Genomic DNA, 14,041 nt, shown 5'->3' with positions numbered 1-14,041 from the left:
TTGCGAACGTACCTGATTGTTATTTTTTCAGAAAGTTACAGCGCAAATAGCGCAAAAAAGAGAGCGTGAAAAACTTTTTGAAACAAATTATCGCAGTTCGACTCAAATTATTTTTGATCCGCTTCTTATTTTCACTATTTAATTTGCTGTACTGTAGATTATTATATAGAATTGCCACTGTAGATATTTGTGGTATAAAACTGTACTTTTTTTTGATATTTTAACAAAAAAATAATTTGTTTCATATTTTAGGAACAATTTAGTTTATAAGCTTTTCTTCAGCAGTACAAAACTTTTTCCTATACTGTAACGGGGTGTATTCAGTTGTTTTTTTGAATACTCTAAAAAAATATTCCTCATTGCTAAAACCAACACTACGAGCTATTTGAGAAGTTTTCAGACGAGAATTGCATAACAATTCACAAGCTTTTTTTATTCTTATCTTATTTAGATACTGGGAATAGTTAATTGACATGTGCTTTTTAAATAAAGTGCTACAATATGAAGGATTAATATAAAAAAGTTCAGAAAGTATGTCCAGAGAAATATTGTTCATATAATTTTTTTCGATATACCTGATAATATCCTGTATTATTATCCCAGAAGAGTAAATACCATATGGTTTTAAAGCATTTGCTGAATTTATCACTGTATTCATAAGGCATTCTTTTATCTGATAATAATCATAGCACCATTCTATATTTCTACTATCACTGCTGCCGCGAATGCTGCCCCCTATATGCCCGAACACCAGTTCTCTAATGCTTTTAATAAGATAGACGGCATAACGCTTAAATGCTCCTAAGCTATAAATTTCAGAATCATCCAGATAACTAAATAGATCTTTTAATTGATATTTAGCGTCATCAGGATTACCGCTTTCAATAGAAAAAAACAGGTGTTTTTCTTTGTTCCACTCAATCCTGGGAGATTTAATATACTCATCGTAGATTATTGTGTCCATATTTTTACATAAGGGCTGTCCGTCAATCAAATTTCTGCAATATCTAAAAGCAGATTTTAAATTAATTATGTCCGCATAAGACTTGCTAAAACTGATTTTTACAGATTTTAGTACCTTATAATTAATCATTTCTTTGAATTCATTTATTTTTTTGTCTGAATATGGTGATAAAAATACTATTAAAGTTAAAGCAGGTGATCTCAAAATCTTAAAAACACCGGTATTATTATCAACCATTTTACTGATTAAGCTCTTTGCATCTCCACTTAATAAAACAATTCTAAAACAGGCAGCTTTTTGAGCTGCCTGCCAGAATTGGCTTTTGAGCAAAGGAAAATTATTTTCTTCAGAAAGTAAGTATTCAGATAATTTTTCTTCATCTTGCTTACAGTTTAATTCTTTTGTAAGTTCACTTTTTATTTGCTGTTGTGCTAGAACTGAAATAGATTTGTCAAAAGCACTTTTTAGTTCAATACTGTTAAGAGGTTTGAGTAAATAGTCATCTGCACCTGCTTCTATGGCAGCTTTCATATTACTATATTCCAAACGAGAACTAATTATAATAATACGCTGTTCGGGGAATTTTTGACGTATTAATCCCAGTCCTTTTTTGTAAGAAAAATCACACAAATCTATATTAAGCAGAATTATATCCGGATAGTGATTATGAACCAGAATATATGCTTCTTCAATAGAATTTGCTTTACCAACAAGATTTATCTTCAGGTATAAATTATCAATACCTTCCATTAATTGCTCAATAATATAAGGATTGTCATCGACAATAATATATGTGTACATTTCCCCCTCCTGGATTATGTATACGATATTAGCGATATCAAATTCATTAAGCAGTTATGCCAAATATAAACACTTAATTCACTGCTAAGCAAACATATATTTCTTAAAGATCAACCCTTGACGGCACCGGCTACCATCCCGTCAACAATTTTTTTGTTGAAAACTAAAAACAAAATTAACATGGGAACAACTATTATAATAACGTCAGCAAAAAGCAGATTGTATGAGCTTGAGAACTGACCCATGAAATTATAAAGAGTCAGTTGTATTGTTGCATTTTTGTTTCCCGGAAAAAAGTATAGCGGATTGGTAAAATCATTAAAAATAGTAACAGCATTTAGTATTACTACGGTTGCAGTAACAGGCTTTAACAGAGGAAACACAATAGTAGTAAACATTTTTAACTTTGTGCATCCATCTATATAACCTGATTCTTCCAGCTCCACAGGTACTGTGCTCATAAAACCTCTATACAACATAATTGTAAAAGGTATATTTATTGCAACTTCGATCATAATCATAGAAAACATGGTTCTGTAAATCTGCAAAAATTGTAATACCCAGATAGTAGGCAAAATAGCGGGTGGAACCATAAGTCCTATCATAATAATGGCGTTGGCAATCCCTGTTTTACGATCACGCCTTCTTTGTATAACATAACCGGCCATAGCACCTGCTATTATTAGAACAACAACAGAACCTATCGTGATCACAGTACTGTTTTTGAAAGCAGTCAAAACCATATAATTGTTAGTTTTTATTACTTCAATATAATTTTCCCATAAAAAGACTTCCGGCAAGGTTAAATTGAGCTGATTAGCTCCTCTTCTATCTTTGAGCGAATTTACAAAAATAAAAATAAATGGAATAACAAATATTATTATCGCTGAAGCCAAGCCGATTATATCAGTGATCAGAATTTTCAATTTGCTTTTTTTCATCCTAGATTGCCTCCCTGCGATATAAAAATTTCTGCAACGGGAATGCAAGTAGAGCTATCATTATCAGCATAATTACATTACCTGCAGTTGATAAACCATAAAATCCTGCAGCATATTGCTTATAAACTATTGACGCCATAACATCAGTTGCGAACCCAGGGCCGCCGCCTGTCATTGCCCAGATCATATCGAAAGTTCTGATTCCACCTATGAAAGATAATATAATTACTGAATTTCTTGATGGTGCACTAAGAGGAATTGTTATATGCAGCAATTTATATAAACCGGAAGCTCCATCAATAGAAGCTGCCTCATAATATGTCTTGTCTATAGACTGGATACCCGCAATATAAATAACAGTTGCTATGCTAAGGCCTTTCCAGACATCGGTAAAAATAACTGAGAACAATGCTATATCTGTATTCCCCAGCCAATCAATTGCGGGGATTCCAACTAATCCCAGTACTGAGTTGATTAAACCCCTTGTTGGATGCATAAGTGTTTTAAAAGTTATACCTATAGCAATCGTACTGATTAGATTTGGGAAAAATACCATTGACCTGATAATGGTTTTGGTTTTGATTGCACTTGTAAGAAATAATGCTACAAAAAATGCCAGAACAACTTTAAGTCCACTTGTCATAACAGCATAAACAAGTGTATTTTTTATACCTATCTGCAAAGCGCCTTCCGAGAAAAACAATTTAAAATTATCGAGGCCGGTAAATCTGATAGAATTAAAGTTCCAGACAGTAAGGCTAAAATAAAATGATGCCAGAGTGGGGATCATAAAAATTACCAGAAATATTATCATGGCAGGAGCTAGAAACCATAAGGAGTATTTGCTCTTATCCATTTTTTCTCCTTTCAGTAAAATACTGACCGCCCGTTACGGACGGACGGTCAGTATATGGTTAATAGAAGTATTACTCGTTATGATTTATCAATCCCAGTCAAGACCAAGCTGTACTGCCTGTCTATAGCAGTCATCGTCGTATTTTTCTGCTGCTTCTTGTGCATTGATCTGACCTGATCCAACTTCCTGGCATATAGCAGGTAGATTAGGTCCTTTTACCGATGTCTGGAATTCCATAGCTGTAGCTGTACGTCCGGCGTCAAAATATGCCTGCATATCGTTTTTAACACCTTCATAAGCATCTTCAGGAAGTTCATAGTATTTGATATAGAAAGGTCCGTCAGGAAGCTGTACTGAAGTCAAAGCATCAAGAGCTTCAACCGAAGTATAGAATTCCATAAATCTAGCAATATCATCTACTTTTTCACTGTTTTTGTTACCATAAATTGATGTAGGCATCCATACTGTCAGACCCTGATCATTCGGATCATCTCCTGGAACACCGAATACACCAATATTATCTGCCGCCTCTTTACCATATAGAGAATTGATATTTGAAATAGCCTGAGTCAACATAAACCAATGAGCGCCTTCGCCTTCTGCCAGCATATCGCAAGCATCATCATAAGTTGTTGCTAAATAATCGGCATTATAGAAGTTTTGTAAATCTTCATATTTTCTGAAACTTTCAAGAACTGCAGGAGTATTTGTATGTTTGGCAATTCCTGCTTCAAAGTCTGCTGAGAAATTAGGTTCTTTTGCTAATACATTATAGAAATCACCCAGGAATAGAACCTGACTTGTCCAGCTATCACCAAATGCCGCTATGATTGGGGTTTCTTCATTCTCTTTGAGAACTTCACAGTTTGCTACAAACTCTTCCCAGGTTGCAGGCACTGAAAGATTGTACTGCTCATACATTGCCTTATTGTAAAGAACTGCACCAGCCTGTCCTGATGTAAGAGGAATACCGAAAGTTTCTCCACCGACAGAAACTGTCGATTTGTAAGTATCGTCAAGAACACTGGACCACTCATACTGGCTTATATCGATAAAGTATTCGGTAGGATTAAGAGCCGCCAACAGTGATCCTGAATTATAGCCGCAAAGATCAGCCATATCACCTGATGCAAGTCTTGTTTTTACAACATTGTCACCATCGGCTCCACCGGCACGCATTTCATATTCGATTGTTATGCCAAGTTTCTCCTCAGCCAATGCTGCCACTGCCTTAAATCCATCAAGGGAGACATCTGAATCGATCAGGAATGAAAGTGTTGCTTCCTTATATTCCCATTCACCATCTCCGGATGGCTCAGTTTCATTACCATCTGCTGATGTTTCGTCTCCGCCTGCTGCTGTTGTTGTAGTGCCCTCTGTTGCGTCAGTTGTGTCCTTAGATCCACAAGCAGACAGAACACTGACCAGCATTACCATAATAAGCAAAACCGATAAGATTTTCTTTAGTTTCATAGATTTTTTCCTCCTTAGAAATAGAGTCAACTGCGATAATGCTATTTTGCAGTATATGGATTCATTTATACATGGATTTATAAATCTTCTGACATGAACAATCCGATAAAAATTCATAATCTCTTCACAATACCTGCACATTTTTGTATTTCTTAATCTTTAAGCATAAATTCTACTTTCCAGTCACCAGAGCCTGCCGTTGCCTGCAATAATCCGTCCTTATTAATCGCAAAATCAAGACCATCACTGCTTATTACTTTTGAAGCATTATCCAATATGATTGTAGATTTTGTGTTGTGCGGTATGGCTACCTTAAGAGAGATTTTCTGTTTATCACAAACTTCCCATCTTGTGCTGATATTTCCATAAGGTGAAAGATAAGAAGTTTCAGCAAAATCAAGATTACCGCCAATTCTGGGATATACAATACTATGTTTAAACCCTGGATTATTCTCGTCTGTATCCAAACCGCCCAGAACTCTGTATATCCATTCATCAACAGCTCCGTAAGCATAATGATTAAAAGAATTCATATCAGCACTCCACATAGTACCATCAGGCCGCAAACCATCCCAGTGTTCCCATATAGTTGTTGCGCCCATTTTTACCTGATAAAGCCATGAAGGGAAATCATCACGTAACAGGAGCTCAAAAGCCTCTTTTGTTTTGCCATTCTGACTAAGAGCATGACAGAAATAAGGCGTACCCACAAAACCAGTAACAAGATGTCCCTGTTCTTTTTCCAACAGTTTTATCAAACCGTCTGTAACTTGTTGTTTGAATTTGTCTGGTACAAGTCCAAAATAAAGAGATATTATATGTGCAGTCTGAGTTTGAACAGTCATTGTACCATCTGCCATGAAAAAAGTTCTTTGATACTTATCAACCACTCGCTTATAAAGATCATCATATTTATCAGCATCTTCTGATTTGCCTGCTATACGTGCCATTTTGGCAAAAAGACCAGTTGAATAAGCAAAATAAGCAGTACAGGTTAAATCATTAGGAGTTGCTCCAAAATAACTTCCTTCTTCTGCATCAAGAGCCACCCAGTCACCAAACTGCAGCTTATAATTCCAAATATAATCATTGGAATTAGCTTGCATGAAATCAATCCAGCCTTTCATGCTGTCGTACTGTTTATGTATAATCTTTTTGTCGCCATAGTTCAAATACATTGCCCAAGGCATAATCACTGCCACATCCGCCCAGGCAGCGGCAGAATGTGTTCCCTGACTCAGCAACCAGTCATCCTCGGCTTTGCCAGACAATATATCAGGAACGACATGTGGCACGCCTCCTTCTGGTGTCTGATCTGCAGCCACATCTACCAGCCATTTGGAGAAAAACTCATATGTATTCATCAGATAACATGCAGTTCTGGCAAATATCTGTGCATCCCCCGTCCAGCCCAGTCTTTCATTTCTCTGAGGGCAATCTGTAGGAACATCTACAAAGTTGCCTTTCAAGCTCCAATTTACATTTTTATTAAGCTGGTTAAGATCGGAATTAGAACAGTTAAACCAACCTGTTTGCTCCATGTCTGAATAAACGGCTTTAACCACAAAATTTTCTGGTGCAGGTTCGCCCGGCCAGGAGGATATGCGGGCATATCTAAACCCCATAAAAGTAAAACTAGGGCTAAACTCTATCTCGCCATCTTTGCCGAAAATATAGGTAATAGTCTGCTTAGCTCCACGCAAATTATCGAGATATACATTGCCTTTTGAATCAAGTGTCTCAAAACAATTAAGTTCTACCTTGTCTCCCTTTTTACCTCTAGCCTTAAATTTAATCCACCCGGAAAGATTCTGTCCAAAATCCAGACAAGTCTCTCCCTCTGGAGTTTTAAATAACGATATAACCGGTAATTCTTCCATTTCTTTTACATAGGATGCCTGCTGCACAGTGAGACTTGTTTTATCGTGTCTGACAACATTTACATGCTGCCAGTTAGAATCATCAAACCCTGTTTCATTCCATCCTACCTGCTCAAGAGCAGCATCATATGTTTCACCATCGTATATGTCTGCAAAAACCACAGGCGCTTTATCTGCTCTCCAAGTATTATCACTTATTATAACTTCTTCAGTTCCATCTTTATATCTTATCAGTAGCTGCAAAAGCAAAGCAGTTTTATTCCCATAGTGATTTCTCTGACCGACAAATCCCATTTTACCTTTATACCAGCCTACCCCTACCATAGCACCTATGGCATTATCCTCAGCTTTAAGGAGATCAGTAACTTCATATGTCTGATAAAGCAGATGTTTATTATAAGATGTCCAGCCGGGAGCCAGCTCCGCATCCCCCACTCTTTTGCCGTTTATGTATAATTTGTAAAGCCCTAATGCTGTTGAAAAGACAAAAGCTTCGCTTATTTCAGAAGCAGCTTTGAACTCCCGGCGCAGATAAGTCGCATTCGATTTATCTGCATCTTCATCTTTTTCTGCAGTAATAAATTCTGCTTTCCATTGATCATCAGATAATATTCCCACTATAAAATCTACAGGTTCGCAAAAATCTGTATTGCCTGCATTTGTACTTACTTTTACTCTGGCATAAATTCTGTCTGGAGCTTTTATGTTAATAAAAGGCACAGAAATATTCACAGACTGACTTTCTTTTACTTCTCCGGAGTCATATATAATATTCTCAAAAGTAATATCAGAAGCAAGCTGCAGTTGATACGACTGCTGTACAATATTTTTTTTGTCACTTTCAATTATCCAGCTAAATTGAGGAAGCTCCTTTACCGCCATAAGTTGTTTCTGATAATTCATTCTTAATTCTTTAATAATAATCATAACAATTCCTCCTATCCATCACCTCTCATTTTCGGATAATATCGAAAGCTTGTAAATGAAATATCGAACACTTATAGATGGACTTTCCATCAAATAATTTTTATTAGACTATATTAAATAATAATGCTCACAGTTCTTGACATAATGTGTTAATCTGTTCATAAAACAGGCAAATCAAGATAAAGTATATTGTGTTTTGAAAAATACAAAAAGCGGGATTATTATATGAAAATGATTAAGTTAAATTTCCGAAATAAGCTTTTTATAATTTATGCGTTATTTATTGTAATTATAATTACCATAGTAGGCAATATTTATTTCTATCAGAGCAATCAACATTTGATCAATCGTGAGGAACAGGCTCTGCTTTATAATGCACAGCAGGTAGGCATTAGATTTGATGACACAATAGCAAGAATGGAGCATGGTATAGAGTTTCTTTTGTCCGATATAAAAGCACTGGACAGCATACGAATGCTCGCAAGCGATCAGTATGGTAGAAATATCCCCCTGGAATACCGCAATGAAGCAGTTGCCGAGATACGTCTGACCCTTCATTCCTATTTTCTGGAAAAGCATTTTTATAGAGTTGTTTTCTTTAATCAAAGCGGATATGTGATTGCCAACAATAATCGCGATGCTTCTATCATGGATTCAAGCATCAATATAAATGATGTAACCTGGCTGGATCAAGTTACAGGTTACGGTGGCCAAAGCATTTTAATCGGTTTGCATGATGATATCTGGGGACTCAGACAAAATCCGTCTGTATTCTCTCTGGTAAAAGAGATACAGGGACAAAATCTTGGTTTTGTCGAGGTTCAGTATCTAGCCTCGGAGTTGGATAATATAATTGTAAAACCTGATGATCAAACCAATGTTATGCTTTTTACAAATGACGGCAAATTGCTTTATGCTGCTGAAGAATATGTAAATCTAGAACATTATCGAGAAATTGTATTAACAGCAGAAACAACTGTTTCGGAATACTTGAATAAACAAAGTGGTCAGAAAGAAATGCTTGCTCTATACAGATCGGACAAGACTGACACCACCCTGGTTGCAATCGAAAACTATAAGGATATCCGAAGCAGGCAATTTCTGGAATTAATATATATGTTATTTGCATGGATTATTATTGCTATCACATCAATTGTTTTTGTCTGGATTTTTGCCTATAAACTTACAAAACCTATTAAACAGGTTGAAGATTTAATTAAGCAGACTGAATTAAACAATATTGGACAGAAAGTGTCATTGGATAAAAGCGTTGCTACAGATGAGATTATTTCTCTTTATAGATCTTATCGCAGTCTGATGAACAGGCTGTCAGATTCGATTGAAAAAGAAAGACAAAGTTCGGTTTTGCAAATGCAAGCCCAGTTTGATACACTGCAGGCACAAATAAATCCGCATTTCATTTATAATATCTTAAACGTTATTTCTCAACGCGGAATGATGGCAGAAGATGAAACAACCTGCGAAATTTGTGGCAGTCTGGCCGATATACTAAGGTATTCAACCAATACTAAAAACAAAATTTCCTCCATTGAGGAAGAGCTCACTTATCTAGACAAATATTGCTTTTTGCTTAAAACCAGATTTCAGCATAGATTTGAGTATACAGGTGAAATATCAGACAGTATCAAAGATTTCCAGATTCCTAAATTAACATTGCAGCAGTTAATTGAAAACAGCATAACACATGGTTTTTCAAATTCACCGGAAATAATGCGTGTCAAACTTTGCTGCTGGACTGAAAAAAACACAGTATACATTTGTATGCATGACAATGGACAGGGATTCAATCCTGAGACAGTCGAACAGTTGAACTTAAAATTCAAACAATTTAAAAAACAGTTTAATGCCGGTGGACATATACCGGATTTGGAAATCGGAGGGATGGGACTTGTTAATACTTTTGCCAGACTGTATCTTTTATACAAAGAAAACCTTATATTTGAATTAAGCAACGACGAGGGAGCAAAAATTCTGATAGGCATAATTATGGAGAGTGAATAAAATGTATAGTGTTATAGTTGTTGATGATGAGCCTACTGCAATTGATTATGTACGTGCATTAATTGGCAAAAAAGCTCCTGAATTTGAAATAACAGCGATTGCCGGTAACGGGCAGGAGTGTCTGGAGTTAATCTCTAAGAAGATGCCGGATATTGTTATTTCAGATATAAAAATGCCGGTAATGGATGGTATAGAGCTAATCAAAATAATTAATTCTGATTATCCTCAGATTATGACTTTGCTTATTAGCGGTTATGAGGAATTTGAATATGCCCAGAAAGCACTGAAATATAACGCTGTCGACTACATAAAAAAGCCAATTGTTCCTAGAATTTTTGCTGATGTTATGACAAAAATGCAAAAACAACTAGATCGCGTTTTTTCAGAAGAAAGAAATAAAACCATTCGTGATTTGACAAAAGGAGTGGAAATAAACCCTTCTGTTCTAAAAAAATATTTTCCTGATTCAGATTATTTTGCAATATTAATCAGAAAAAATGGTTTGCCAAGGCGCTTTCTAGGAACTAATGAAGTAGAAGTTTTTTCTGAAGTATATGAATCAATTATTGTTTATGGACGCGATGAGATGGAGTCGCTTTATCTTATTACCAAAAATATGCTGCTGGGCTCAGACAAAAAAACTTTATCCCAGTATATCGATAGCCTGTTGAAAAAAGATGGCAGCAATGCTGCTTATACAACAACAATTGCTACCAGAGAACCTATACAAAGAGAAGACTTCAGCAATAGACTTCGTATGCTTTATAGGGTGCTTGATGTTAATTCAACTATAGGCAAAAATCAGATCATCTTTGCCGAGGACTGCTCAGATACAGGTAAAACCTTGATTAATACTGACAAAAAATCACAGAATATAAAATTGATCAAAGCACTGGAACATTACTTAACCTTGCAGCAGACAGATAAAGCCAAGCATGAAATCCGAAAACTTTTTACCAGTTGGAAAGCAGAATCCAAAACACAGCTTCAGGTAGAAGAGATGGTTAATCAGATTTTATTTTTATTTAGAAACTACGGCAAAGCTCCTGATTACGGCAGTGGAATAGAGTATGATATAGAGGATGCATTTTACACAGCTCCAAGTATGGACGTTCTGGCTGAAAGCTTGGAATTGCTTTTATTTTATTCTGCCGATCCGTCTGTAGCCGGCACCGGAAAAATTGATACGCCAGAATTTTTTAATTTGATTAAAAGTTATATAAAAACCAACATGTCTCAACAATTATCTTTGCAGTCGGTATCTAAAGAGTTTGGCATTTCTCAAACTTATTTAAGCAAACTTTTTCGTAAATACGAGGATAAATCTTTTAACAACTATTTGACCTTTATTAGAATGGAAGAAGCAAAAACTTTGATGAAAAATGATCCTGATTTGTACATAAAAGATATTGCCTCAATGGTAGGCTATAATGATCAGTTTTATTTTAGTCGCATTTTCCGTTCATATACTGGCATGTGTCCATCTGACTATTTACTAAATTGAAACATAAATCAGGCTATCTGCCTTGTTGCCATTTTATAAAACAACCCTTTTCTTGCCATCAATTCATCATATGTTCCTTGTTCCGCAATTCGCCCTTTATCAATTACTATTATGCGGTCACAATTTATTACTGTACTTAAACGATGTGCTATTACTATACGGGTAACATTCATTTTATCAAGATTTTCGGCAATCGCCGCTTGCGTAATATTGTCCAGAGCACTGGTTGCTTCATCAAAAAACACCAGTCGAGGGTTATTCGCAATAGCTCTGGCTATAAGAATCCTCTGCTTTTGCCCGCCTGAAATTGTTGATGCATCTTCCATGAGCAAAGTGTGAATTCCCATCGGCAAATCTGCAATGTCACTTTCAAGTCCAACCTGACGAATTACTTCTTGGACTTTTTCCATCTCAAGTTCGCTATTCGTAATTGTAATGTTTTCTAAAATACTGCCAGAAATCACCTGTCCATCCTGTAGAACAACGCCCATTTTTTTTCTTAATTCACGTTTATCTATAGTTTCCAAATCCTTATCATCATAAAAAACTTTGCCTATTTCAGGAGTTTCAAATCCAAGTAATATTTTAAATAAAGTAGATTTGCCACTGCCGGAAGGCCCTACAATTCCTATATATTCACCTGGATCCACAGAAAATGAGATGTCACGTAGTATCTGAGGTCCATCTGCTTCGTAACGAAAATTAATATTTGAAATCTCTATGGCACCTTTTAATTCTCCTGGCAAAATCATTTTTTCCTGATTTTCGGGAGAGGTTTCAAGTATAGGTCTTGCTTTATCATAAACAGGTTTAAGCTTATTCATTTTTACAATGATTTGAGCTAATTGAATTCCTGCAGCTGAAAACAAACCAAAAGCTGTCATAAAAGCTGCAAATTCGCCAAAGGTTATCGCCATTTGCTGTGCCGCAGTTTTGTGATAGATTGCTATGGTAAAAGCAGTTATTAACAAGCTATTAATCGCCAGATTTATATTCGCAATTTTTTCCTTATCAAGAGTTATTTTGCGAAATTGCAAATATTCATTGCTCCATCTATATGAAGCACGTTCTTCACTGCCTGAGACCCTTATTTTACCAATGCCCAGCAACAGTTGATACATCATAGCAGTTAGCTTATTGTTTGTTTCAATCTGTCTTTTCTCAAATGACATCTGTATATAGCCAAAAACAAATGTTATCAACATTGTTCCAAACACCATAAACAAGCCTGTCCATGCAAGCTGTGTACTGTAAATTGTCATCTGCCACAAATAAAGTAATGAAAAGACTGCGGATAGAACTACCGAAACAGCAGTCTCACTGATCACAGTAAATATTTGTGCTAAGCCCATAGCCCTGGAAGCAAGCTCTCCTGAATCATATTTACCGAAGAAGTCTACAGGCAGATTTAACAATCTGTCAAAAGCTGCATTCTGAACAGTGTACTTCATTTTGTTGCCAGCTCTAAGCACGGCAAAAGCTCTTGTCAGATATACAAGAAAACTTGATATGACAAAGACAAGTACAAGCAAGCCCATTTGCCAAAGTGCATTTCGATCACCTTCAGGAATAAAATCATCAAAAATACTTTGGCTAAGACGTGGCAATAGCAAACCTATCAAAGTAGCAATTAAGGTAAATAAAACAATTTTCAAAATATCACTTTTCCAGACTGCTTTATATCCAAACATCAACAAATCAAGCAATGATATCTTGCCTGTTGCAAACGGTCTATAAATCATATAACCACGTCCACTCAAGGAAGCTGCTATTTCGGCAGTTAGAGTTTGCTGGCTGTTTGTTTCCGGATCAAAAACAATATATTTATTTGGAGTTTTAGGAATACAAGCAAAATATTTTGTCTCTTCTGACTCTTGTTTTGACAAGACGACTAAAGGACCATTATCATTTTTCCACCATCCTGCGTCGAGAGAAATCTCACGTACAGGAAATTTAGACAGCCGTGCAATTTCCTCAATAGAAAAACTATTGCCGGCACCTGATTGTATTTCTGTTAAACTAGCAATTTCTATATTCAGATAATTACATATAACTTTGCAAGCTGCATAAGCAGGGTTTTTAGCCTGAAGATCTTCAATGGCAATATTTCTTTTTTTGGCAAAAATCATTGCGGCTTTTTTGTATGTACCTCTGGTATAGGCCTGTTCCATTTGTTTTCGCTGTTTTAATGTTTTTTGTTCACTTTCTATGATAGTTTCTATACGATTTTGAAAATTATGACTGGCTTTTTCATGAAAATCCGAAATAGCCTCTGCTAAATAATTTTGAATTTCTTTACAGTTGCTTTTGGATAGTTTTTCACAGTCTATTTTGTAAATTGAACTAACCGATTCACTAACAGCTAAAAGCATATTAGAAGCAATTGTTTTTTGAGAATCGTTTAATACTCTTGTTTCAATATTTTCTCTGCAGGTCAAAATTTCACCGGTTTCAAAAGTCTGCAGGAAGAACCGGCGCAGCATATTGCCGGTGGAATCTGTTTGCACAGCATAAAGATTCATACGTCCGGTTTTTATTATATATACAATATTGTTTTCGATTAAGCTTAAAGGTTCTCTGGCAGTAAGATCTGATATTACTTCTATAAAATCTTTTCTTTCATCAAGAGCCTGCTCAAGCTTTATAGTAATACTTTCAGTCATTAGTATCTCC

Annotated in this window: 8 protein-coding genes; 2 read left to right on the top strand and 6 right to left on the bottom strand. The window is 35.8% G+C overall.

Annotated elements, in window-relative coordinates; translation table 11 throughout:
- Positions 1–259: 259 nt before the first annotated feature.
- The 5 genes from AC0KSB_RS10820 to AC0KSB_RS10800 all read right to left on the bottom strand — a co-directional run bounded on the left by AC0KSB_RS10820 (position 260) and on the right by AC0KSB_RS10800 (position 7,842).
- Positions 260–1,765 (bottom strand): helix-turn-helix domain-containing protein, encoded by a 1,506-nt coding sequence (locus AC0KSB_RS10820; RefSeq protein ID WP_472309148.1) that lies wholly within the window; start codon positions 1,763–1,765, stop codon positions 260–262.
- A 110-nt stretch (positions 1,766–1,875) separates the two neighbouring features.
- Positions 1,876–2,706 carry a carbohydrate ABC transporter permease gene (locus tag AC0KSB_RS10815; RefSeq protein WP_472309146.1) on the bottom strand — a complete coding sequence of 277 codons (831 nt, stop codon included), beginning with the start codon at positions 2,704–2,706 and terminating at the stop codon, positions 1,876–1,878.
- Position 2,707: 1 nt separating this feature from the next.
- The gene (locus AC0KSB_RS10810) at positions 2,708–3,562 is read right to left on the bottom strand and encodes a carbohydrate ABC transporter permease (protein ID WP_472309144.1); all 855 of its coding nucleotides are present in this window, start codon (positions 3,560–3,562) and stop codon (positions 2,708–2,710) included.
- Positions 3,563–3,649: 87 nt separating this feature from the next.
- Positions 3,650–5,035 carry an ABC transporter substrate-binding protein gene (locus AC0KSB_RS10805; RefSeq protein ID WP_472309142.1) on the bottom strand — a complete coding sequence of 462 codons (1,386 nt, stop codon included), beginning with the start codon at positions 5,033–5,035 and terminating at the stop codon, positions 3,650–3,652.
- 152 nt (positions 5,036–5,187) lie between these two features.
- Positions 5,188–7,842: a family 78 glycoside hydrolase catalytic domain gene (locus AC0KSB_RS10800; protein ID WP_472309140.1), complete on the bottom strand. Its 2,655-nt coding sequence runs from the start codon at positions 7,840–7,842 to the stop codon at positions 5,188–5,190.
- A gap of 225 nt (positions 7,843–8,067) precedes the next feature.
- Between AC0KSB_RS10800 and AC0KSB_RS10795 the strand changes: the two genes are divergently transcribed.
- Positions 8,068–9,864, top strand: a complete 1,797-nt coding sequence (locus tag AC0KSB_RS10795; protein WP_472309138.1) for a sensor histidine kinase — start codon at positions 8,068–8,070, stop codon at positions 9,862–9,864.
- Between the two features lies 1 nt (position 9,865).
- Positions 9,866–11,368 carry a response regulator transcription factor gene (locus AC0KSB_RS10790; protein ID WP_472309136.1) on the top strand — a complete coding sequence of 501 codons (1,503 nt, stop codon included), beginning with the start codon at positions 9,866–9,868 and terminating at the stop codon, positions 11,366–11,368.
- 8 nt (positions 11,369–11,376) lie between these two features.
- Here AC0KSB_RS10790 and AC0KSB_RS10785 read toward each other — a convergent pair whose 3' ends face one another.
- Entirely contained in the window at positions 11,377–14,031 is a 2,655-nt protein-coding gene (locus tag AC0KSB_RS10785) for an NHLP bacteriocin export ABC transporter permease/ATPase subunit (protein WP_472309134.1), read from the bottom strand.
- Between the last annotated feature and the right edge of the window lie 10 nt (positions 14,032–14,041).

This window comes from Ercella succinigenes (assembly GCF_900002895.1).
The sequence above is the reverse complement of the archived record's forward strand: the minus strand, read 5'-3'. Positions and strand labels throughout refer to the sequence as shown.